This is a genomic window from Oligoflexus tunisiensis (assembly GCF_001748245.1).
Classification (GTDB): Bacteria; Bdellovibrionota_B; Oligoflexia; order Oligoflexales; family Oligoflexaceae; genus Oligoflexus; species Oligoflexus tunisiensis.
The window spans coordinates 4,472,914-4,495,965 of record NZ_BDFO01000001.1 but is presented as its reverse complement, the minus strand read 5'-3'; the positions used below and the strand labels follow the sequence as shown (position 1 = coordinate 4,495,965).

Here is a 23,052-nt window from a genome sequence, read left to right as displayed (position 1 = left end):
CCTATGACCATGCATTTGAAACAAAAGCTTTTGGTGAGCTTTATCGTGACAGCCGTATTCTCCTTGATTGTGGGCTTGCTGGGTATCTTCGCCATGAGCAAGGCTGTCGACGCACTGAATTTTCTGCAGAGCAATAGCGTCCCCTCGGTGGACCTGGTATGGCGAGCCAACCAAGCCCAAACCGAAGTCCGCTCTATGGCCCGGGGTATGATGCAAAGCGATCTGACTTTTAGTGAGATGCAGAAGCTATTGGATGAATATGCGAAGTATTACAAAGATATGAATAGTTCCCTTGCAGCCTATGAAGCTATGGAGGATGACCCCACAGCCTTGGCTCTCCTCAAAACATTGAAGCAGCAGCTTGGCGACTGGGACCGGTTACAAAAACAGGTTGAGCCCTTATGGGCTAGAAAACTCGAGATGATTCGTGACGGGTCACGCGAAAAAAATCCTGACGTTTATCGTGAGTTACGTGACAATATTATCAGTCGGCAGGACGAAACATCCAAACCTTATGATGACAATACTGTGACCATGGTCGCCTTGACTGACTTCAGCGTTAAGCAGGCCAAGGATTATGCAGGCGATGCCGAGAAACTGGTGCAGAGTTTCCGCGTGGCCATGATCCTGGTGGCTCTGGGTGCCTTGGGTGCTTCCGTCTTTATTGGTTACCGCATTGCGCAATCCACTCTGCGTCTGCTCGGTGCCGATCCTTCTGAAATTTCAGACGTCGTCAAGACCATCTCCACAGGTGATACGGACCTGCAACTCAATACTCACATCAATTACGGCGTCTATCAGGATATCCGCATCATGGTCAAAGGCCTCAACGATAAAGCCAACCAAGCGGAAGCAATTGCAGCCGGTGACTTGACCAAGGAAATCGTCCTGCTTTCCGACCGCGATCGCCTCGGCAAGTCCTTCCAAACCATGACCAATGTTCTGCGGGAAGTGATCACCCGTTCCAATCTCGCTGCCAATCAGGTGTCCGCCGGTTCTGATCAGGTGTCCAGCGCCAGCCAGAGTCTGTCGCAGGGTGCCACCGAACAGGCCGCAGCTGTGGAAGAAATCTCCAGCTCCGTGACCGAAATCAGCGCCAAAATCAAAAACAACGCCGACTCGGCCACCAACGCCAGTGAAACCGCGCAACGCGCCCAGAAATCCGCTGAACAGGGCAACCGGCAGATCGAAGTCACCCTGAAGGCCATGAACGACATCAATCAATCGAGCATGGAAATTTCCAAGATCATCAAGGTTATTGACGATATCGCCTTCCAGACCAACCTTTTGGCTTTGAATGCCGCGGTCGAAGCCGCCCGCGCCGGACGCCATGGCAAAGGCTTTGCGGTGGTGGCGGATGAAGTCCGTAACCTCGCCGGTCGCAGCGCGAAAGCCGCCAAGGAAACGACGGAACTGATCGAATCCTCCTCACGCAAAGTGGAAGGCGGTCTGGAAGAAGCCCGCAAGACAGCGGATTCCTTCAAGGATATTATGGAAGGTTCCTTGGAAGTCGCTTCCACGGTGAAAATGATCGCTGATGCGAGCCGCGAGCAGGCCTCGGCCATCAGTCAGATCGCATCCGGTATCAATCAAATCAACAAGGTCACCCAAACCACCACAGCGAGTGCCGAGGAAACGGCGTCAGCCGCGGAAGAGCTGGCCGGTCAATCCCAGGAGCTGAAACGCAGTCTCGCCTATTTCCGACTGGGAGATGACCGCTTCAATTTTGATCGCATGAATGGATCCCAGAATCAGGCGCGCGTAATCTCGATGCGCAATAACAATGCCGCTCCCTCTGCGGACTGGGGACGCGGTCAGCCCATGGGCTCGAACACCGCGACCGAACAGGGGAACAAGCCGGTGGCTTTGGATGATCAGGATTTTGGCAAGTATCGGGCCTAAGGCCTGCTTAAGGGAGTCCCTCTGTGGATCGAGAATATCTCGCATCTGAAGAACTGGTTGAAACCTTCATCGCGGAAAGCAGCGACTTTCTCGATGAACTGGAGCTTCAGCTGATCGCCCTGGCTGATGCTACCAATAATCCGGACACGCCGGAAGCGACTCGTGAAACGCTGATGAACACCATCTTTCGCCTGATTCATACGGTGAAAGGCAGCGCGGGGTCCTTTGGGTTCAAAAACATCGCGGCGCTGGCCCATAAGGCGGAAAACCTTTTGGATGCCATCCGCAAGCGCACCATCAAGCTGGATGCGCTTCGGCTGCAACTCTGCCAGCAGGCGATCGATCTTTTTCGCATCCTTTTGGGCCAAATCCAAAAGACCAGGGTGGACATGGACCCCGAATCGCAGGGTGACGTCATGGACCTGATGATGAAACTCGAAGAGGCCCTGATCGATCGCGACCAGGATGGCTCCATGCCGGCCATGAAGGAAGTTTCGTCGGGATTCTTCGTGTTTGAAGAGGATGCTGCACCCGAGGCTCCGGCGGCACCAGCCGCCCCTGCAGCGTCCGCTCCCCAAGCGACCCTGCCGCCTCCGGCCTTTCGCATCACCGATGCCATGCGCAATTCCTTCCTGCAGGAATCGGATGAAACGCTGCAGAAGGTGGAGGCCAGCCTTCTGGCTCTGGCCAATACCAAAGGCGCAGAGCAGATGGAACAGGTTGAGGAAGCCTTCCGCCGGATTCACAGTTTCAAAGGTAACTGTGGGTTCATGGGCTTTCGCGATCTCTCGGATGTTGCTCATGCCCTGGAAGGCCATCTGGAACGGCTGAAGATCCATCCGCAGCTCATCACGTCCGCGGCCACCGAATGTCTTCTGCGCACCGTGGATGCCATCAAAAGCACACTCTTCCGGGTCGGACAGAGCGGTGATGATTCCGTCGAGGATCGTGACGCGCTGCTGAAGTACATGGAAGCCGCGTTACCCGGGCTCGAGAAAAAAGGCAGTCCCAGCCCGGCCCTTGACACGAGGCGCCTCAAACCCTCTCCCCTGGAAAGCCAGGCGCCCCAGCTCAATCCCGTACGCAATGACATTCGGGTTGATCTGAAAAAATTGGATGCTCTGATCAACCTCGTGGGTGAACTCGTCATCGCCGAAGCCATGGTTAGTGGCAGCCTTGCGGATGCCGGCATCGAAAACGAACAGCTGGAACGCGCCTTTCATCATCTGCGCCGCACGACCCTCGATCTGCAGGACATCTCGATGTCCGTGCGCATGGTGCCGGTCGCGCAAACCTTCCGCAAGATGACCCGCCTCGTGCACGATACGACCCAGAAAATGGGCAAGAAGGCCCGTCTGGTGCTGAAGGGTGAGGATACGGAAGTGGATAAAACGGTGATCGAGCAGATCGCCGATCCCTTGGTGCATTGTGTGCGCAATGCCATCGATCACGGCCTTGAGATGCCGGAAGCCCGCAGGCAGGCCGGCAAGGACGAGGTCGGTACCATTACGCTGGAAGCCCGGCATGAGGAAAGTGAAATTTGGATCATCATCAAGGATGATGGCGGCGGCCTGCGCCGTGACAAAATTCTGAAGCGGGCGCGGGAACGCAACCTGCCCGGCATCGAACGCGAAGCCACCCTCACCGATGCCGAAGTCTTTAATTATATCTTCGAACCCGGCTTCTCCACCGCGGATCAGGTGACCGATATCTCCGGTCGCGGTGTGGGCATGGACGTGGTGCGCAAGAATATTGAGAAGATCAAAGGCCGCGTGCGCATTGAATCGCATCCGGGTCAGGGTTCGTCCATTATTTTTGAAATCCCGCTCACGCTCGCCATCATCGATGGGATGCTCGTGCGCGTGGGAGAGACGAAGTATACCGTACCGCTTCTTCTGATCCAGGAGTCCATCATTCTGAACCCCGATCGGGTCACCATGGGTCCGGATGGGTCGAAAATGGTGGAGGTGCGGTCCAACTTTATTCCGATCGTGCAGCTGGCCCAGCTTTTCGGCGAGAAGGATATTCCGCCGTTGCCGGAGGATGGACTGGTGGTCCTCGTGGAAGCCAATCAGCAGACGCTGGCCTTGCACGTGGATGAAATCCTGGGGCAGCAGCAAACCGTGATTAAAGCGCTGCCCACGACCTACAAACGATCCCGCGCCATCAGTGGCTGCACCATACTCGGGACAGGCGAAGTGAGTCTTATTTTGGATGTGGGCGGCATGAGTGAATGCCTGGGCCAGGCGTATCAGGCCCTGATGGACAAGGAAGCGGCCTAAACCTCAAGCAAAGGAAGGGAGGACCTGTGGTCACTAAAAAAACCAGTGAACGTGAACATCTGGATGATGACTGGGATGAGGATGAAGAGGATAGCATGAAAGGCCGTTATTTGGCCTTTCGGGTGCATGAAGAGGACTACGGCATTGAAATCCAGTATGTGACGGAAATCGTCGGCATTCAGAAAATCGCCGCCGTGCCCGAAATGCCGGACTTCATCAAGGGCGTCATCAACCTGCGTGGGCAGGTGATCCCGGTGATGGATATCCGCACCCGCTTTCGCATGCCTCCTCAGGAGTATAACGAAAGAACCTGCGTGATCGTGGTGAACTATGATGAGCATCCGATCGGCCTCGTGGTGGACTCGGTCAATGAAGTGACGAGCATCTCCGAGGAGAATGTCTGCGAGCCACCCCGGGTCGCGTATAACGAGAGCGCCCGCTACATCAAAGGCATCGGCAAGGTCGGAGACGAAGTCCGGATTATTCTGGATGTGAGCAAGTTGCTTTATGGTGCGGAAGCGGAAGCTCTCGCCCAAATGACGGCAGCCTAGGGAGCGATGTTTGACGGATAACATCGGACAGCTTGCGGAGACAGCCGAGACGCTCGGCATGGGCTCCTTGCGCCTGACGGACAATGAATTCCGTGCCATCGCGCGGCTGGTGTACGAGAATTTTGGGATCTGTCTGGGCGAGGAGAAGCGCGGTCTCGTGCTGGGACGTCTGCAGTCCACGCTGCATCGCCGTCAGATCAACGATTTTTCCGAGTATCTGGCGATGCTTCAACAGGATCGCACAGGCACCCTTTTGTCCGAACTGGTCAATCAGATCGCGACGAATCACACGGCATTCTTTCGGGAAAACAACCATTTCCAATACCTTCAACAAAAAGCCCTGCCCGATGTCCTGGAGCGTCTGCAGAAGCAGCAGCGGCGGGATCTCAGGATCTGGTGTGCGGCCTGTTCGAGTGGTGAGGAAGCCTACACCATTCAAATGTGTGTGATGAAAAGTTTGGGCATGCAGTATGCGATGCTCGACGCCGGCCTCCTGGCGACGGATATTTCGACCAAGGTCCTGTATCAGGCCGCCCAGGGATCTTATTCCGGGGAACGGGTTCAGGATGTGCCGGGCGACTATGTGCAAAGTTTTTTTCGACTGCAGGCGGATGGCAATTATCAAATCATCGAGCGGGTCCGCAATGAAATCATGTTTCGGCGTTTCAATCTGATGAATCAGGTCTTTCCCTTTAAACCATTTCAAATCATTTTCTGTCGGAATGTGATGATTTACTTTGATGCCAACACACGAATGAATCTTTTGCAGCGGCTGTATAACTGCCTGGAACCCGGTGGATACCTGTTCCTTGGGCATTCGGAAGCGATCAATTCCGGCAGCACGCCCTTTAAAAACCTGGTGCCTGCGGTCTATCAAAGGAGGCCAGCATGAGCACAAAACCGATTATGCTGGGGATAGGCAATTTGGATGGCACGGCGGAATCGGGCGCAACCTTGAAAACCATGGCGCTGGGCTCCTGTGTGGCCCTGATCATGATGGATCCCAAACGCAAGGCCATAGGCATGGCGCATGTTGCATTACCGGAGTCCAGTACGGATGCCGTCAAGGCTCTGGCTCTGCCGGGTTATTTTGCGGATACCGCAGTTGCCGCCCTGCTGAGCCGCATGGCCCGACTCGGCTGTGATCCGCGCGGGCAGGGTTTTATTGTGAAACTGGTTGGAGGATCCAGCATTATGGATGTGGACGGCGTCTTCAACATTGGCAAGCGTAACGTGCTTGCTCTGAAAAAACATCTATGGCAGGCGAAGCTCGCGGCCATTGCCGAGGACGTCGGCGGTGATTTCAGTCGTACCGTGGAGGTGCATCAGGAATCCGGACATATCGTCATCACGAGTCCGACCAAAGGTCTTTGGGAGATATAAATGGAGAAGCGCATACTGATCATTGATGACTCCAGGACGGCCCGCATGTTTATCAGGCAATGCTTTGAAATCGCCGGATTTGCGGACTGCGAGTTTCTGGAGGCCAGCCAGGGCGAAGAGGCTTTGGCGCTGATGAAGAGTCAGCCGAATCTGTCGCTGGTCATCACCGACATCAATATGCCGGTGAAGGATGGGATTTCCATGCTGCGGGATATGCGAGCCAGCGAAATCTTGAAACATATTCCGGTCGTGGTGATCACGTCCACGCAAAGCGCGGCCCGTGAAGCCGAGCTGAAACCTTTGAATGTAGCGGCGATCCTGGCCAAACCGGTGCATTTGCCACTGGTAGCCGAGACCTTGGCGACCCTTAAAACACAGTTGGGTATGTAAGCATGGGAATTGAACGAGCCAGCCTTGTGGTGGAAAGTCTGAATGCGATCAACGAAGCGGTTCAGGACACTCTGGAAACGCTGACCTATTCCGAGGCCACGCCGATTCCGGCGGAAAGCTGCCCGGCTCGCGGGGCCCCGTATTACATGACCACGGTGGAAGTGAAACGGCCTTATGCCGGCTTTATCCGCCTCATGATCAGCCGCGATATGGCGATAAGCCTTGTCGGATCCATGCTGGGCTGCAGCGATCAAATGGAAGAGGAATGGGTGCACGATGGCCTTTCCGAGCTCGTCAATACCATTGGCGGTCGGATCCTGGCTCATCTCGTCGATACCTATAGCTCTTTCGATTTGGGTATTCCGCAAACCGTCTTTGTGGAAAAGGTGCAGCCGGGACCTTCCGGTGTCCTTGTTCGCCAGGCTTATGCCGTGAATGAAGGGCATGTGGAACTCGAACTGGAATTCAATAGGGCTCAAGCCGCATGAGCCGTATCGAGTGGATGGAATGCATAGCACAACCCGCGACCTTTGGGCGTTCCGCCTGCTTATCAGTCTATGCTCTTGGGTATCGGGCCTGCTTTATGCAGCACCGGGTCCGGGACGCTTCGATCTCAGCCACTGGGATCAAAGCCGCCCACTGAAACTCGACGGCACCTGGCTCTATATGCCAGGACGTTTTGTTGAACCTCACGAATTCGAAAATATTCTGGATCATGATCATCAGGACGTCGACGTTCTGCCAGGCAACGCGCTCCTGCATGAGGAGGCTGCGGCTCCCCGTTACGGAACCTATATCCTGCGTTTGGCTCGCCCGCAAAATCTTGCGGACATGGCTCTGCTTCACGGCCTTTACTATAGCAGTGCCAAAAGCCAGGTGTTCTGCCGCCAGCAACCACGCCGCTCGCTCACCTTGAATTTGGGGCAGGTGGGCGCCAGTATTCCAAGCAGTACGCCGCGGGCTGCATCGCTTGCCATCCAAAATCTACAGGAACTCGCTTCGCTGCCCGCCTGTCCTGAGCTGGTGATCATGCTGCAGGTGAGCAGCCAGCATCACAGCCGATCCGGTGTCTGGCAGCCCCCGCACCTCGGACGCCGGGTTGAATTTGAGGCGCTCCGCACCGGGCAGCTCCGATCCCATGCTTTTCTTCTCGCTGTTCTGCTTTTGATGAGTGCGTATGGGGCGGGTCTTGTCTGGAGGCGGCAGGAGAAAAGCGCGCTCTACGTGTCCCTCGGGGCTCTGGTCCTCGGCCTGCGCCTGGCCGCACAGTTTCATGCGATGCAAACCACAGCTGGGATATCCCGCTGGATATGGCATTTTGAAAATCTTGGAATGCATGCCGCTGTTTATCTCGTCCCTTATTTTTCCTGGAAAAGCCTGCGCCATGTTCTGCGCGGCAGCCATCCTATTCCTTGGATGGAGCGCGTGCTCGACGGAGCTGTCCTCAGTGTTCTCCTCGTCCAGCTTCTGACTCCGGTTCAATTTTGGACCGATTTTACCGGCTTCCTTCCGCTTCTGGGTGGGTGCCTGATGCTGCTGTTTCTTTATGGTCTGAGTCAGTCCAGGGGCAAAAGCAGGCCCCAAATCGGTCTGCATGCCTTCGGGTTGGGTCTTGCTGCCGGCGGCCTGCTGCTGGAAATCCTGGTCTCCGGGCGTATGATCGATGACTTGCCCTTGCATGCCTCAGCCTATGGCTATGCCATATGGCTTTTCCTGCAGCTTCAGCTCGGCCCTGGCTACGGTGCTTTTCCTTATGCGAAAATTCAGGCGCATAATCCTTGCGGCTCACCGTAATTTTTCGGCAAAAGTTCAAACGAGCAAAGTGTTTACAAAAAGACCTGAATTCGACCCCTTTTCTCTTCGCGAAAAAACAGTTACCACTAATGCCGGGGGCTTTTAATCCTTTCGAAAAATTCCAATTTGGAAACTTGCATGATTTTGAAATTCGTCCTGATCCTTCTTGCTGCCTTTGGCGCAGCCGGGATGTCCCAAGCCTCCGTCCTTAACCTGGAACCCGAGACGGAGCGACAGACCGTCCCGGTTATAGAGTTCTTTCCCGAACAAAGCGGAAGCGATGACGAAGTTCTGGCTCGACTCGCTGCGATGCAGGGGGAGCCTGTCACGAGCGGTCGCGTCATCGCACAGGCTTTTGAAACGGTGTGGCTGCGACTGGTGCTGCAGAATGCGAGCGACACGGATCTGAATCGGGTCCTGTACCTGCCGAATAATTTCACGGCGCGTTCCATTGATTTCTACTATTTCCACGAGGGTGTCTTCGTGGAACACAAAAGCTACCCTCAGGATCAAGAGGAGACGAACTACGCGATCATTGGTCGCAGCAGTTATTCCACGTTCGCCGTGCCCAGGGCTTCGACTCTGACGATCTATTTGAAAGTGGATACCGGCTATGAAGCCTTGATTCAGGGCTTTCATGTTGGAACGCGCCAGCAGTTTATCAACTGGGAGGTGATGAGCACCTTTTTTGTGGGCATTTACCTGGGGATTCTATTTCTGACTGCGGTGGCCAACCTCATGCAGGCGGTCGCCTACCGGGATCGTACCTTTCTTTGGTACTCCGCCTATTGCGCGAGTTTGATGCTCAGTTCCCTGTCGTTTTATGGGATCTGGGTGCGCATGCTGGGAATGTGGGAGGTTCAAAAATATATGGCCTATGTGGGGGGCATGCTGGTGCTCGTCTCCGGCTCTCTTTTTATGCGCCCCCTTCTGAATACGCGGCAGCTGTCACCAGGCCTCGATAAGGCACTGATCGGAGTCTGCTGGCTGGCGGTCCTCACCCTCGTATTGCGACTCAGTCCGTCGACAGGTCACACGGGTTTTGCCTTGCAGAATGTCAGCTCCATCCTATTCATGGTGCTGGCCTGCAGCGCCGGTGTGAACGCCATGCTGCATGGGCTTGAACTCGCCTGGCTCTATACGTCGTCCATCCTGCTCATCGCCTTCACGGTGATCTATGTGCGGCTTTCCCAAATGAACATCGTGCCGATCAGTCCGAATGCATTCTATGCGCCAGCCGTTGGTCACATCATGCAGGTTATGATCATCAGTTATGTGATGTTCATCCGTTCGCGCCGGGCTTATAGCGAGATGCTGCGGAGTCAGCGCAATCACAGCATGAATGAACGACTCAATCTTCTGCTGAAAATTATTTCTCATGATATTGCCAATCCGCTTCAGGCCATTTCCCTTTATTGCAACATGGCTTTGCACAAAGTGAAGAACGCAGCGCTGCCGGAAAAAGAGCTGGAGAAGGCCCTGGAGGCCATTCATACGCAGACGCGTATCATTAGGCATGCCAAGGAAGCGGTAAGACAAATGCAACTCGGTCAGAAGATGCAGATTCAGCCGGTTCATGTGTCGCAGATTCTTGACGAGGTCCTGCAGATTTTTCAGCCGCTCTGCCAGGCTCGGGGTATTCGCCTGGACGTTGTGAACGAGCTGCGTGAGGATATCCTGGTCCATACAGACCCCACCATCCTGGTTCACAACATCATCGGCAATGTCCTCTCGAATTCGATCAAATTCACGCCACAGAATGGCCTGATTCAAATTCGGGTGCGTTGCATCAATCGACGTTTGATTTTCGATCTGGTGGACAACGGGCCGGGAATTTCGAAGGAAAAGCGCGTGGAAATTTTTACGCTGAATGTGGGGAAGGGATTCAACGAGCAGCTCACAGGTGCAGGAAGTTTTGGTTTAAGCATCCTGCAAATGTGTTCTGAACTCTTGAACGGACAGCTCGACATAGGCCCGTCCACTGTCTCGGAATCAGGACAGGAACTGGGCCTGCGTATCACCGTTTCTTTGCCGCTACATCACTCCCTTTAGCGGCGATTCCTGAAAAAAATCAGGGGCGCCTCCCTGCTGCTGCAGATAGGGGGGTGCAGCTTTCGCCACCATGCAGTGCAGACTGACCAGCTCGGCCAACGAGCCTACGCCAAAGGACTTCAGCAGCTTGGCCCGACGCAGCTCGATCGTGCGCAGGCTGACATTCAGCTCCGAGGCGATGACTTTATTGGCTGTGCCTTTCAGCAGATATTCGAAGACTTTCTTCTCACCAAAACTCAGCTTGTTCATCGTCTCTTCGTACAGGCTGAAATTTTTCTGATCCTGTGCGCGTTTGTCGAGTTCCTGAGTGGCCAGCTCAATTTTGCGCAGAAAGGTATCGTTGGCGAAAGGCTTTTCCAGAACATCGAAAGCGCCATGCTTGATCGCTTCAGCCCCGGTTTCGAAACCGCCGAATGAGGTGGTGACAAGAACGACTTCCAAAGGATTGCGACGCAGAATGGAGTCCACAAGATCCATGCCGTTGTGAACGCCGAGACGCACGTCGATCAGATAAATCGTTCGTTCTTGCGGAACGTCGTTTTGCTGGAATTCAGCGATCGAAGTAAAAGACTCAACACGATACCCCTGTTGCTTCAATATTTCGCTAAGGGCGCTTTGCACCAGCTCGTCGTCTTCTATGATTTTGACGACTACAGGGTCTTTGAGTAGGGTCATTGTATGCTCCACGATTCAGATTGATGCCAACAGGGTAAAGAAAAAAATTCTATCTCAGATCCCTTCATGAAAGAGCAAACCAGAGTTCTGCCAAGCACACATTCCACATGAAATGAGGTTGAGCATCTGGTTTGCCGATCATGACTATGCGTGAGTGAATTATGTCATTTCATTGACTTTTTAACAGTTGCGGATATCCGCAAAAATAATGATATACAGATTCAAATCAAAGTGCAGCAGAAATAGATAAAAATGCTTGCTGAACATTCGCCGCACGAGCAGGTGAAGGAAATTCGCAACGCTTGAAATGCGTGTGTTAACTCTGATTTCTGTTCCACTGTATGATCCACACTACAGCAAAAAAAATTGTGACAGCAGAGTCCATGGTTTCAAAATTAAAAATATAGCAGGGGCTAAATTAAAATTAACTTAGAAAGCCAAAAGCTGGACTTTAACATGATGAGGCCCAAAATTGAATTGCAGGTGGCCTGGTCCCACAGCTCAAAATTCAGGAAAAGTTGGTCAGGACGCCATGGTTCGGTCCGGGGACCTTGCCTTTCAAAAACATGATTGTGTGCTCTCAGGCGGGGGGCTGTTATCAGAAAACTTCGATCGGGAAAAACCCGGAAGCGTCCGCTGGTAAATGGCCGCGTTCGTCCTCCTGAAAAATAAGTAAAGACTAAACTTATCTTGCCAGTTCCTATCTGAAAGAGTTCTATGGACTCCGCAGCTCGGAAACCACGGGCTTTCACCTGTTCTCGCGCCAGGGATGAGGTATGGCCGCTGCGAAAAAGAAAGGCGGAAACGAACGCGCTTGTTTTCACGTAGCGCTTATTTGTTGGGCATTGGCCGCCCTCGGACTCATCTGGGCCATCACCTTTAATATCACCATCTACCGTAGCGCCATGCTCGAGGCGCGTGATTATCAAAAGGATAAAGCGAATGGAGTCGCCAGGCAGATTCATAACTACTGCAGTGTCGCCACCCAGCTTGCCGATACGCTGACCGTTTTTGTGGAACGCTACGAGGGACGTGACCCGAAGCAAATTGAACAGTATATCGACTCGATATTGGAAAGCGCTCCCCGCGAAATTATATATGGCACCGGCATCTGGTGGGAACCCTACGCGTTTGATCCGCAAAGCCGATATTTCGGGCCCTATGTCTATCGCAAGGATCCGGGAGCGGAACGGACCATCACCTATGAATGGAGCACCAGCCGCTATGATTATCATAACCAGTTCTGGTATCGGGACGGGATGCAGGCGCAGAAGGAGGGGATGGCGATCACCGACCCTTACATCGACCGCGATGTGGCGTTCATTTCCCTGCTGAAACCCTTTTACGATCGGAAAACGAAGGGCTTCAAAGGGCTGGTTTCCGTGGACCTCGTCCCGCCTCACATGGCGCGGCTGCTCGAAAATGTTGCCATCAAGTCCTCGGATAAGGCCATCATCGTGTCGCGAACGGGCCATCTCATTGCCCACTCCGATTCGGAAGCTGTTCTGGAGCGGGTTCGGCGTCGGCACCCGCAGCAGGTTTTTCACTCCATCATGGACGTGCGGTTTGCGGACAGTCGGGTCGGTTATGAGGATCGCCTCAACTATTCGCACTACATGCCCATGATGGGCTGGACCGTTGTGATAGCGAGCGACCCGGACGAGCTGCTGGCCGGTTATTATCGCAGCCGGCGCGTGATTGCGCTGGCCACCTTGGTTTATCTGCTGACACTGACCATTGGCTACTTCACCATCTGTTACTTCCTGCAGTCCCTGGAACGGCAGCGCGAAAATTTTCTCTATGCGGAAAAAATGGCCTCACTCGGCGAAATGGCCGGCAGTATTGCTCACGAAATCAACAATCCTCTGGCCATTATTCAGGGTTCGGCCCAGAAACTTCAAATCCGCCTCCGGCATGAGGAACTCAATCGCGAGGATCTCAAGCATACGGCGGGCGTTATCCTGAAAACGGCGGAGCGCATTGGCCGAATTATCAAGAGTCTGCGCTTTGTGGCGCGTGATGGCAGTACCGATCCTTTTGCCAATACCAGCATAAAGACCATTGTGGAGGAAACGCTCGCGCTTTGTGAAGCCAGGCTGAAGAATGAAGAAATTCGCATCGATGCCAGTCTGATCCCTGCGGATCTTTGCTGTGTGTGCCGGGCGGTACAGATTTCCCAGGTTTTGATCAATCTGATCAATAATGCTGTGGATGCCATCCGGGATCTGCCAGAAAAATGGATTCGGATTGAAGCCCGTTCGCAGAAAGGCATGATTCATATCGCGGTGACCGATTCCGGGCCCGGCATTCCCAAGGAACTGGCGGACAAGATCATGAAGCCTTTTTTCACCACCAAAGGGGTGGGCAAGGGCACAGGACTCGGTCTCTCCATTTCCCGTGGCATCGCCCATGCTCATGGTGGTGACCTGGAATTGGATGCGGATTCTCCGCATACGCGTTTTGTTTTGACCCTGCCGCAGGCCCGTGAAAGTTTGCAGACGGCCTGAAAGAAATTTTCAACGTTCGAAGCGGGCGATCACTTCAACATGCGGGGTGTGGGGCATCTGATCGAGTGGCTGAATGCAGCGGGCCGAGAATCCCTGCTGCACCAGGCGCCGGGCATCGCCGGCAAAGGACTGAGGATCACAGGAAATCAAAACCACCGTGCGGATATGCGGCATGAGTTTGACAAGTTTCCACAGCGCGCCGAGTCCGGCCCTGGGGGGATTGGCGACCAGAATGCTTGCGTCCTGGGCCGCTCGCGTTAGCTCAGAAATTGCGTCCCGTGCCACCGTCGTCACCTCAGATATGGCGTCGCGTCCGTAAAGATCCATACGTTGCGCATGGACGCCAGGCCATTCTCTTTTCTTCAGACTCTCGATCGCATCCGCGCCAACTTCAAGTGCAAGGATCTTCGAAAAGCCGCATGAAACCAGCACTTCGGTAAAGTTGCCCGATCCTGCGAAGAGTTCGAGCACCAGGCTGGAGCACGGCTTTTCCTCCAGCTGTTCCGCCAGCCACCTGCGCATCGCTTCATTCTGCTCGGCGTTGGCCTGCTGGAAAGGACGGCGTCGATTGAGGGGGAGCGCCGCAGGATTGGAATCCTCATCGATATCCAGATAATTCCAAATATGCCCGGCACCGGGCGTCCATGCCGGATCCGGCAGACGGGACCGCAGCGCATCGAGATGCTGCTGCATGCGTTCGGTCAGGACCAGGCAGTTGGTGATCGGCGCGATGCAGAGGCCCTGACGGCCCGCATAACCGAGGACCGTCCCATCCGTTTTAAACTGAGCCCGACGGCGATAGTGATAAACATCCGGTGAAGGCCAGATGGGCTGCACGGAAACATCACGGAGACCAATACGCTGCAGGGCATAGGTCACGCGGTGCTGTTTTTCCTCAAGCTGAGCGGCATAGTCCACCATCATCCAGGGACAGCCGAAACACTGCGTGGGGCTGAGACCAAGGTGCGGACAGGGCGCCGGGAGGCGTTCAGGCGAAGGGCGCAGCAGCGTGATCAATTCCGCAAAGCGATAGGCGCCATCGCACTCATCGGTCGCAAGAAATTGCCCGACATCCCCCCGCCAGGTGCCACGGACAAACCAGGTCACACGATCGGGGCCCTTGACCACGCCATAGCCCTGATTGGATAGATGCGTGACTTCGGCCTCAAAAATGGTTGGGCTGCCTTCCACCCGCACACTCCCGCATTGGAAAACGGCGGTTATAGCATCAAGGTTCGAGGGGAACCAGACTTGATTGGGCCGTTCAACCCACGCCGGCAGCCATCTCGGTCGCGGTCAGCGCATTCCGAATAAATTCCGTGATTTCCTCGCGACGGGCCTGGGCATCGTGGTAGCCAAGATCGGTCAGGCGTGCGCAGTAGCTGGGAACGAAGAGGAGATAACTCACGAGGTTGCCGGCATCGTCCTTGGACCCAAGGCCTCCGACCAGATACCGAATGGAGCGGGGCAGGCGTTCGTATTCCTGATAGGCGATGGCGCTGATATCCTCGGTCGGGGCGATATGAAGACAGTTGAGTACGCGCAGTGGCGACTTCACCCGCTCGGACTCCGGCACAAGGCTCAAAGTATGATTGATGCGTCGCAGGCGTTCCACATCGATGCCCACCCCATCCAGGAGCACCGAATTGAGCAGAACGCTCAGAATCCGGGCGATGCTCGGAATATGCTGCACCGGAACCTGAGGTTCCGGCCTGGCCAGATGCTGCACGCCGATCACCAGAATGGATTCGGCGTGGAGATGAATGGCGGGACTCAGAGGGGCCGTATTTCGCAAACAGCCGTCGCCGAAATATTGCTCCCCGATCTGGACCGGCGCGAAAAACAAGGGTATGGCCGCGGATGCACAGACGTGATGGAGTGTGATTTCCGAAGGCACACTGATGCGTCGCATGCGCTGCCAATCCCCATAGGGCTTCACGCTGTTGATAAAGGTGATGTTGGTCGAGGTCGCATAATCCGTGGCGGAAAGAGCCAGGGCATCCACCAGGCCTGATTCCAGATTCTTTCGGATGTTCAAAAAGTCGATATGATCGGTCAGGTATTGGAAGAGCGGGGTGGTATCGAGCAGATAGTTGGCCCTTCTGCTGCCGAACGAACCGCTGCTGATGATATCCGTGACCAGATTCCAACCGATGTTGCCAAAGGACAGGAGGTCCGTGCGAAAGACCTGATCGATATGGATGTTGCGCCAAAGTTCGGTGAGTTTATGCGCAGACCACACGAAGCTTTCATGCCGGGCTGCGAGAAACGATGCGTTGATGGCCCCCGCACTGACTCCCGTGATAACGGTGAACGCATCAGGACGTCCCATGTCGGTACAAAACTCAGCCAGAGCTTTGACAACACCCGCCTGGTAAGCGCCGCGTGCCCCGCCTCCCGACATCACCAAAGCCAAACGTTTTTCCCGCACAAAAGAGATGGTTCACCTCCCGGTTGGACGGACCATCGGCCCCATCATAACGCATCCCCTGCCTGGCGAAAAGCCCCGTAGCCCGATACCTACACGCGACCCTTTGGACGTGATTCGCGGCTTCTGCTAAGCTTAAAAGATGTCAAAGGAGGAGCCGGGAATGCTGGGCAAATTGAAAAAGATGCTGGGACTGACGGATAACACGAGCGAAGATCCAGCCCTCACAGTAGGCGAAGCCCGCCTGCATACTCGCTATAATCTCGAGGACTTTGATTTCATCCGTCTGGAATTTCCGCTCGAACAGTACCCCAGGCTTCGTGACATTTCCTATGGAGGTTTCGCCCTTCTGAAATCCGGTCTGGCTCTGCCGGAGTTTTCTGATCCGGAAATCCCGGGCCATCTCCACCTGTTTCACAGAATCTGTCCCATTAAAGCCAAAAAGGTTCATGAGGATCGCGACAAGATCGGATTTCAATTCATACACGATAGTGATGGCATTCTGGTTTTCCTCCGTTCGTTTCTGGAGGACATGCGCTGTGGTTCCACACTCGAGCGCATCGATCCCATTCTGCTTAATGAAAATTTTCAAAAGAAATATACCCTGGCTCTGCGCGGCGACGGACCGGTTGATCTTTATATCGACTGGCGGGATGGCTTTCTGCATCGGGCTCTGCTGACCCAGCGGGAAAACAAGGTCTATCAGGAAGTCCGTTGGGTGGAAGGAAGTCTGCAGACCGGCCGTGTGCTGGACCAGGAGGGAGTGGCGCCTCGCATGGTCACCGACCGGGAACCTGATCCGCAGGCTCTGCAAAAATCCCTGCAGATCATGGTGGGAGCGTTGATCAAACGATCGGACTGGCTGGAGCCGCTCACCGCATTCTATGATGAACTGCGGCGCTGGCATAAGCTAAAAGAATAAGTTCAGCACGGGCGCGGCCATGAGCGCACCATCCATGCGGTCGAGCAGCCCGCCATGCCCTGGCATAAGCCGCCCCGAATCCTTGACCCCGCGCTGGCGTTTAAAGACCGATTTGAATAGATCACCCATCTGTCCGAACAGAGCGCAGACGGCACCGACCCCGATCATGAAGGCCGGATCACCCAATTCATTGTCATAGATCGCGGAAACGATCCAGGCCGCGAGGGCGCTGGCTACGAAACCTGCGCAGGCCCCGAGCCAGGTTTTTTTAGGGGAAATCATCGGCGCCATGGGCCTTCGTCCCCAGGTCTTCCCCACAAAGTAAGCGGCGGTATCGCCCGCCCAGGCGATGCTGAGCAAAAGAATGACAAAGCGCTCGTTTTCCGCCTTTTCATAGAGGCTCGCGATCATCAGCCAGGGAATGAGGCTATACACCATGCCGAGGACAGTGGACTGCGAGCTGCGACTGCGCTGCTCGATCGTGCCCGGCAGCAGCGCCGACAGCAGAGCCACGCCACATAAAAAGAAGGAGAGACGGGCCAGCAATCCCTCAGGCTCACTGAGGAGGAGAACGATGAACGCCAACGTGGATGCAAGGGCCCGCATCCAGTCGCCCCGGGCAAAGCCGAGAAAACTCTGCGTGCCCCGCTGCGGATCCTCAACATAAATCCGCATGATCTCAAGCGCCAACAGAAAGTGAATGACCACAAAAAAGCTGTAAACGACAGAGGGCGTTCCCAGAATCAGGATGGCCAAAACCAGCGGCAGACCGATCAAACTGCTGATGATGCGAATGATCATGGTTGATCTGCAATCTGCAGACAGCCCGTACCCTGGATCCGATCCGCTTTTAAATCCTGCAGGGCCCGGTTGGCCTCTTCCAGTGGATAAAGATGAACCTGTGGCCTCAGGGGAATGGCGGCCGCCACTTTAAGAAGTTCCACTCCATCGTCGCGCGTATTCGCCGTGACGGAATGCACAGATTTTTCGTAAAAGAGATGCCGCTCATAATTCAAAGCTGGAATATCGCTCATGTGAATGCCAGCCAAAGCCAGGGTTCCTCCTTTTTTCAGGACTTCAAGCGCCCGCGGAACGAGAGCCCCTGAAGGCGCAAAGATAATGGCACTGTCGACCTTTTCCGGAAACGCATCCTGGAGGCCACCCACCCACCGTGCCCCGAGCTGGCGCGCCAGCTTCTGATGGCCGACATCCCGCGTCATCACCAGAAATTCCGCGCCGCGATAAAGAGCCAGCTGGGCCACGATATGCGCGGACGAGCCGAAGCCAAAGATGCCCAGACGCCCGCCGGGAGGCAGCTCGGCGCGTTTCAAGGCTCGAAAGCCGATGATGCCGGCACACAAAAGCGGTGCGGCTTCCGCATCGTCGAACACAGCGGGAATCGCATACGCGTAATCTTCATGCACACAGGCATACTCCGCAAATCCACCATGCGCGTGATAGCCGGTAAATTCCGGGCTATCGCAGAGGTTTTCCCGGCCCATTTCACAGGACGGGCAGACCCCACAGGTGCGCCGCAGCCAGGCGATGCCGACTCGTGCGCCGAGGGGAAAGCGGTGCACATGCGGACCCAGGGCCTCGACATGTCCCACCACCTGATGGCCCGGAATCAATCGGCGTTTTTTCGAAGGCAGATCACCCTCGATCACATGCAGATCGGTGCGACAGAGGGCGCAGCAGTGGACCTTGATGCGGATTTCCCGTTCACCGGGAACGGGCATGGCCAGGTCCTCCCGTTGCAAGGGTGATTCCATGATATCGTTCTGCTTTTCCAAAACCATGGCTTTCATACGAAGACTTCTCCCAGGCCCTGGGGGGACATGTCACCGACCGGCTCACCCAGCACCTGGGCCTTGAGGAGCCGTCGCATCAGTTTTCCACTGCGCGTATGCGGCAATTCCGATTGAATGACGAGATCGCGTGGGGCCAGGGCCGGTCCCAGACGCTCCCGAGCGAAGTCCAGAATCTCAAGGCGCAGATCCTCATGAGTCATATGATTCGGTTTCAAAGTCACAAACGCGTGTCCCACTTCATAGTGCATGGGATCCGGCTTGCCGATCACAGCGGCTTCGGCCACCGCAGGATGCTCCATGAGCACGCTTTCCACTTCAAAGGGGCCAATCCAATGTCCCGAGGATTTGATGACGTCATCGACGCGGCCTTCAAACCAGAAATAACCATCGGCATCCCGGCGCACGAGATCGCCGGTCAGATACCAGCCGTCGACGAAACTTTTTCGATAGCTATCCTCCCGCCCGATGCAGGCCCGAAAGAGGGAGGGCCAAGGCGTGCGCAGGGCCAGCTCGCCCTCTTCATCAACCGCAGCCGGCACAAGACGGCCTTCCTGCCGTTTCAAGACGCCCGCGTGAATACCGGGCAGAGGCCGGCCCATCGAACCGGGGCGAATATCCGTGCTCCGGAAATTGGCGATCATGATGCTGCCGGTTTCCGTTTGCCACCAGGTGTCGTGAATGGGTTTTCGAAAAACCTTTTCACCCCAACGCACGGCCTCTGCGGTCAATGGCTCACCGCCACTGGCGATCAAACGCAGGTCCTCGTAGCGATAGCGTTGGGATGCTTCCTCTCCACTTTGCATCAGCCGCCGGATCGCGGCCGGTTCGGTATACCAGACATTAACCTTTTGTGTCTCAAGGAGTTGATACCAGCGCTCCGCGTCCCCCTCGCCGCCATCGACGAGGACGGTCGCCCCGTTGCTGAGAGGCGCAAGGATTCCATAGAAAATGCCGGTCGCCCAACCCGGGTCGGCGGTGCACCAGAACACATCACCCGCACGCAGATCGAGGGCGAACTGCGCGCTGACATGATGCGCGATGATCGCTTCATGCACATGCAGGGAGCCTTTGGGTCGGCCGGTGGTGCCGCTGGTAAAATGAATCAAAGCCGCATCCTCAGCTGAGGTGGGGCCGATCGCATAGTGAGGGGAACTGGCATCCATCCATTCCCTATAGCTGATGCAACCCTTGTCCAGAACGGAGCCGGGATCCGCATCGATAAGGACCACATAGTGCAGATCCGGCAGCTCGGTGCGAATGGCTTTCACTTTCGTTTGATAGAGCGCCCGGGTGGTGACGAGAACCCGGGCGTGACCGCTCTGCATGCGGGCGTGAAGAGGCCCTGGGCCAAATCCCACAAACAGAGGTGAAAAAAGACAGCGATGTTTCAAACTGCCAAGCACAGCCACGTAAAATTCAGGCTGGCGCGGGCACAGGGCAAAGACCGCATCACCCTGCTGCAATCCCAGCGCCGTCAGGCCATTGGCAAAGCGTGCCGTCTGTTCCATGAGTTCCTGCCAAGTCATGTCGATGACCGGGCCCGTCTGTGGGCACCAGCGCAGGGCCACTTTATCACCCTGATGAAAGACCTGGACATGGCGATCCACCGCCTCATAAGCCATATTTAAACCGTGATGTCCTGGCAATCCAGTCATACATGCTTCAGCCTGTAGCCACCCATAGGATGCGTAGACCTTCTCGTAGTCCTTGAGATTGGCCTGTTCCCGGTCATGACTGGGCTTGACAATTGTTTCCATAGGCGGTGCCTCGTTGGGAGTTTTTCTGCAACAACCACATCAATCCATGAAGCAATCCAAGTTAGCAATCGTTGTGCCAGTCCTTGAAATGCGCGATGAAGGCATGATCCTTGCTCCATGGAAGGGCGCCGGCCTCGAAACAAAAAAATAGGGAGGAGAAATCCCCATGAAACCATCTTCATCCGCACCCTATATAAAATGGCTGGGAGATATCGGTCTGCAGGATTTGCCTTTGGTGGGCGGGAAAACAGCGTCCCTGGGCGCCATGTATCGCAACCTCAGTGCGCGCGGCATCACCGTTCCCAACGGTTTCGGCATCACGTCCACCACCTATTGGCTGTTTCTCGACGAGAACAGGCTGCGCGATTTCATTCGCAAAACGATTGAAGACGCGGACCTGAAAGATCCCGATCAGCTTCAGGCGGCTGGTCACGCGATTCGGCATCGCATCATTGATTCCAGATTGCCTGCGGCCCTGGAAAAACCGATGGTCGAGGCCTTTCGCGAATTGGTCGAAGGACGCAAGGATGCGGGAGTTGCCATTCGCAGCAGCGCGACGGCTGAGGATTTGCCGGATGCAAGTTTCGCCGGCCAGCAGGAAACCTATTTGAACGTGCGAACGGTCGAGCAATATCTCATGTCCTGCAAGCAATGCTTCGCCTCGCTCTTTACCGATCGGGCGATTTCCTATCGCGAGGATCGGGGCTTCGATCATTTCTCCATCGCGCTCTCCATCTGTGTGCAGCATATGGTGCGCTCCGATCTGGCCAGTTCCGGGGTCATGTTCTCCATCGACACCGAAAGCGGTTTCAAAAATGCCGTGCTCATCAACGCCTCGTATGGACTCGGGGAAAATATCGTGCAGGGTTCCGTGACGCCGGATGAGGCTTATGTTTTTAAGCCCACCCTGAAGGAGGGCAGGCGACCCATCCTGCAAAAGCAGATCGGTTCGAAGGAATATAAACTGATCTATGACGTTGGCGGCAGCCGCATGGTGCGCAATGTGCCGGTGCCAGAGGCCGATCGCCGAAAATTTTGCATCAGTGATGATGACATTCTTCAGCTCGCGCGCTGGGCCGTCGAGATCGAGGAATATTTTTCCAAGGAAAAAGGCCGCGAGACGCCCATGGATATGGAGTGGGGCAAGGACGGGATCGATGGGAAGCTCTATATTCTGCAGGCCAGGCCGGAAACCATCCACTCGCAGAACAAGGCCGTGGATTTCTCCTATTATCAGCTGAAGGAACAGGGAAAGGTTCTGGCGCAGGGTCGCGCTGTGGGCGAAAAAATCGCTCAGGGCAGGGTCCGGGTCATCCAGGAGGCGGCGAACCTGCGGGAGCTGGAACAGGGTGAGGTGCTGGTCACGGAAAAAACCGACCCCGACTGGGAACCTTCCATGAAGCGTGCGGTGGCCATCGTCACCAATCGTGGCGGCCGAACCTGTCATGCGGCCATCGTCAGCCGTGAGCTGGGCCTGCCCGCGATCGTGGGGACGGAGAACGGGACCAGCGTTCTGCAGACGGGGCAGCTGGTGACCATAAGCTGCGCGGAAGGGGAAATCGGCCGGGTTTACGAAGGAACGCTGGCCTTTGAGCAGCAGACCATTGATGCCAAGGCCATCGAGGAAAGGCCCATGACCCAGCTCATGCTGAACATGGCGAATCCGGAGGAAGCCTTCCGTTTATCCCATATTCCGAATGATGGCGTGGGTCTCGCCCGGATTGAATTCATCATCAATCATTCCATCGGCATCCATCCCATGGCTCTGGTGCGGTTTGATCAACTGAAAAACCGCGAGGATGCGGAAAAGATTGCGGAGATGACCGCGGCCTGGCCGTCCCGAACCCAATACTTTGTCGATAAGCTGGCTGAGGGTGTGGGCATGCTGGGCGCCGCCTTTTATCCCAAGCCGGTGATCGTGCGTTTCAGCGATTTCAAGTCCAATGAATATGCCAACCTTCTGGGCGGGCGCATGTTCGAGCCGGACGAGGACAACCCGATGATCGGCTTTCGCGGGGCCTCACGCTATTACAGTGAACTCTACCGTGAGGGTTTTGCGCTCGAATGCGCGGCCCTTAAAAAAGTGCGACAGGAGATGGGGCTGACCAATGTCAAGGTTATGATTCCCTTCTGCCGAACTCTGGACGAGGGGCGCAAGGTCCTGGAGGTGATGAAAGAGAATGGTCTGGAACGCGGCAAGGATGAGCTGGACGTTTATGTGATGGTCGAGATTCCGAGCAACGTGATCCTGGCGGATGAGTTCGCCAAGATCTTCGATGGCTTTTCCATTGGATCCAACGATCTGACCCAGCTGACCTTGGGGGTGGATCGGGATTCGGAACTGCTGTCGGAAATTTTTGATGAACGCAATGAAGCCGTGGAGCGAGCCGTGCGCGAGGTTATCCGGAAAGCCCGGGCCTCGCACACCAAAATCGGCATCTGTGGCCAGGCGCCCAGTGATTATCCTGAATTTGCGGAATTTCTGGTCCGGGAAGGGATCGACAGCATCTCGCTGAATCCGGATACGCTCGTGAAAACCACGCTGCTTGTCAAGCGGCTGGAAGCGGAAGGACAGCGGGGACAGTGAAGGCTGCCCCG

Annotated in this window: 18 protein-coding genes; 12 read left to right on the top strand and 6 right to left on the bottom strand. The window is 55.4% G+C overall.

The window, feature by feature from the left end; all coding sequences use genetic code 11:
* Positions 1-3: 3 nt before the first annotated feature.
* From OLTU_RS18590 to OLTU_RS18550, 9 genes are all read left to right on the top strand, one after another.
* Positions 4-1,902 carry a HAMP domain-containing methyl-accepting chemotaxis protein gene (locus tag OLTU_RS18590; protein WP_141734263.1) on the top strand — a complete coding sequence of 633 codons (1,899 nt, stop codon included), beginning with the start codon at positions 4-6 and terminating at the stop codon, positions 1,900-1,902.
* Between the two features lie 23 nt (positions 1,903-1,925).
* Positions 1,926-4,184: a chemotaxis protein CheA gene (locus OLTU_RS18585; protein ID WP_141734262.1), complete on the top strand. Its 2,259-nt coding sequence runs from the start codon at positions 1,926-1,928 to the stop codon at positions 4,182-4,184.
* Between the two features lie 26 nt (positions 4,185-4,210).
* Positions 4,211-4,735 carry a chemotaxis protein CheW gene (locus tag OLTU_RS18580; RefSeq protein ID WP_218110122.1) on the top strand — a complete coding sequence of 175 codons (525 nt, stop codon included), beginning with the start codon at positions 4,211-4,213 and terminating at the stop codon, positions 4,733-4,735.
* Between the two features lie 10 nt (positions 4,736-4,745).
* A complete protein-coding gene (locus OLTU_RS18575; protein ID WP_218110121.1) occupies positions 4,746-5,627 on the top strand; it encodes a CheR family methyltransferase in 882 nt (293 codons plus the stop codon).
* Entirely contained in the window at positions 5,624-6,118 is a 495-nt protein-coding gene (locus tag OLTU_RS18570) for a chemotaxis protein CheD (RefSeq protein WP_141734260.1), read from the top strand. Before OLTU_RS18575 ends, OLTU_RS18570 begins: the two co-directional genes overlap by 4 nt.
* Positions 6,119-6,508, top strand: a complete 390-nt coding sequence (locus OLTU_RS18565) for a response regulator (RefSeq protein WP_141734259.1) — start codon at positions 6,119-6,121, stop codon at positions 6,506-6,508.
* Positions 6,509-6,510: 2 nt separating this feature from the next.
* Entirely contained in the window at positions 6,511-6,996 is a 486-nt protein-coding gene (locus tag OLTU_RS18560) for a chemotaxis protein CheX (protein WP_141734258.1), read from the top strand.
* Positions 6,997-7,015: 19 nt separating this feature from the next.
* A complete protein-coding gene (locus OLTU_RS18555; protein WP_176736750.1) occupies positions 7,016-8,302 on the top strand; it encodes a 7TM diverse intracellular signaling domain-containing protein in 1,287 nt (428 codons plus the stop codon).
* Positions 8,303-8,440: 138 nt separating this feature from the next.
* Positions 8,441-10,354 carry a sensor histidine kinase gene (locus tag OLTU_RS18550; RefSeq protein WP_141734256.1) on the top strand — a complete coding sequence of 638 codons (1,914 nt, stop codon included), beginning with the start codon at positions 8,441-8,443 and terminating at the stop codon, positions 10,352-10,354.
* Here OLTU_RS18550 and OLTU_RS18545 read toward each other — a convergent pair.
* Positions 10,337-11,029 (bottom strand): response regulator transcription factor, encoded by a 693-nt coding sequence (locus tag OLTU_RS18545; protein WP_141734255.1) that lies wholly within the window; start codon positions 11,027-11,029, stop codon positions 10,337-10,339. The genes OLTU_RS18550 and OLTU_RS18545 overlap by 18 nt on opposite strands.
* Positions 11,030-11,805: 776 nt before the next feature.
* On the opposite strand from OLTU_RS18545, the gene OLTU_RS18540 reads away from it, so the two are divergent.
* Positions 11,806-13,536 (top strand): ATP-binding protein, encoded by a 1,731-nt coding sequence (locus tag OLTU_RS18540; RefSeq protein WP_141734254.1) that lies wholly within the window; start codon positions 11,806-11,808, stop codon positions 13,534-13,536.
* A gap of 9 nt (positions 13,537-13,545) precedes the next feature.
* Here OLTU_RS18540 and OLTU_RS18535 read toward each other — a convergent pair whose 3' ends face one another.
* Positions 13,546-14,727, bottom strand: a complete 1,182-nt coding sequence (locus OLTU_RS18535; protein WP_141734253.1) for a class I SAM-dependent RNA methyltransferase — start codon at positions 14,725-14,727, stop codon at positions 13,546-13,548.
* A 73-nt stretch (positions 14,728-14,800) separates the two neighbouring features.
* Positions 14,801-15,943, bottom strand: coding sequence for a patatin-like phospholipase family protein (locus OLTU_RS18530; protein WP_245676872.1), 1,143 nt, complete (start codon positions 15,941-15,943; stop codon positions 14,801-14,803).
* A 184-nt stretch (positions 15,944-16,127) separates the two neighbouring features.
* Between OLTU_RS18530 and OLTU_RS18525 the strand changes: the two genes are divergently transcribed.
* Positions 16,128-16,886, top strand: coding sequence for a hypothetical protein (locus OLTU_RS18525; protein ID WP_141734251.1), 759 nt, complete (start codon positions 16,128-16,130; stop codon positions 16,884-16,886).
* Here OLTU_RS18525 and OLTU_RS18520 read toward each other — a convergent pair.
* The 3 genes from OLTU_RS18520 to acsA are packed head-to-tail and all read right to left on the bottom strand — an operon-like array spanning position 16,875 to position 20,454.
* Complete coding sequence (locus tag OLTU_RS18520; protein ID WP_141734250.1) at positions 16,875-17,687, bottom strand: phosphatidate cytidylyltransferase; 813 nt, start codon at positions 17,685-17,687, stop codon at positions 16,875-16,877. The genes OLTU_RS18525 and OLTU_RS18520 overlap by 12 nt on opposite strands.
* Complete coding sequence (locus tag OLTU_RS18515) at positions 17,684-18,694, bottom strand: zinc-dependent alcohol dehydrogenase family protein (protein ID WP_141734249.1); 1,011 nt, start codon at positions 18,692-18,694, stop codon at positions 17,684-17,686. Before OLTU_RS18515 ends, OLTU_RS18520 begins: the two co-directional genes overlap by 4 nt.
* Positions 18,691-20,454 (bottom strand): acetate--CoA ligase, encoded by a 1,764-nt coding sequence (gene acsA, locus OLTU_RS18510; protein WP_141734248.1) that lies wholly within the window; start codon positions 20,452-20,454, stop codon positions 18,691-18,693. Before acsA ends, OLTU_RS18515 begins: the two co-directional genes overlap by 4 nt.
* A 166-nt stretch (positions 20,455-20,620) precedes the next feature.
* Here acsA and ppsA point away from each other — a divergent pair, with 166 nt between their 5' ends.
* Positions 20,621-23,041: a phosphoenolpyruvate synthase gene (gene ppsA, locus OLTU_RS18505; RefSeq protein WP_141734247.1), complete on the top strand. Its 2,421-nt coding sequence runs from the start codon at positions 20,621-20,623 to the stop codon at positions 23,039-23,041.
* Positions 23,042-23,052: the final 11 nt, after the last annotated feature.

Excerpts from the sequence above, each read along its gene's own strand:
- OLTU_RS18590 (WP_141734263.1), top strand. The coding sequence starts at position 4 with ATGACCATGCATTTGAAACAAAAGCTTTTGGTGAGCTTTATCGTGACA.
- OLTU_RS18570 (WP_141734260.1), top strand. The coding sequence starts at position 5,624 with ATGAGCACAAAACCGATTATGCTGGGGATAGGCAATTTGGATGGCACG.
- OLTU_RS18565 (WP_141734259.1), top strand. The coding sequence starts at position 6,119 with ATGGAGAAGCGCATACTGATCATTGATGACTCCAGGACGGCCCGCATG.
- OLTU_RS18560 (WP_141734258.1), top strand. The coding sequence starts at position 6,511 with ATGGGAATTGAACGAGCCAGCCTTGTGGTGGAAAGTCTGAATGCGATC.
- OLTU_RS18555 (WP_176736750.1), top strand. The coding sequence starts at position 7,016 with ATGCATAGCACAACCCGCGACCTTTGGGCGTTCCGCCTGCTTATCAGT.
- OLTU_RS18550 (WP_141734256.1), top strand. The coding sequence starts at position 8,441 with ATGATTTTGAAATTCGTCCTGATCCTTCTTGCTGCCTTTGGCGCAGCC.
- OLTU_RS18545 (WP_141734255.1), bottom strand. The coding sequence starts at position 11,029 with ATGACCCTACTCAAAGACCCTGTAGTCGTCAAAATCATAGAAGACGAC.
- OLTU_RS18540 (WP_141734254.1), top strand. The coding sequence starts at position 11,806 with ATGGCCGCTGCGAAAAAGAAAGGCGGAAACGAACGCGCTTGTTTTCAC.
- OLTU_RS18525 (WP_141734251.1), top strand. The coding sequence starts at position 16,128 with ATGCTGGGCAAATTGAAAAAGATGCTGGGACTGACGGATAACACGAGC.
- OLTU_RS18520 (WP_141734250.1), bottom strand. The coding sequence starts at position 17,687 with ATGATCATTCGCATCATCAGCAGTTTGATCGGTCTGCCGCTGGTTTTG.
- OLTU_RS18515 (WP_141734249.1), bottom strand. The coding sequence starts at position 18,694 with ATGAAAGCCATGGTTTTGGAAAAGCAGAACGATATCATGGAATCACCC.
- acsA (WP_141734248.1), bottom strand. The coding sequence starts at position 20,454 with ATGGAAACAATTGTCAAGCCCAGTCATGACCGGGAACAGGCCAATCTC.
- ppsA (WP_141734247.1), top strand. The coding sequence starts at position 20,621 with ATGAAACCATCTTCATCCGCACCCTATATAAAATGGCTGGGAGATATC.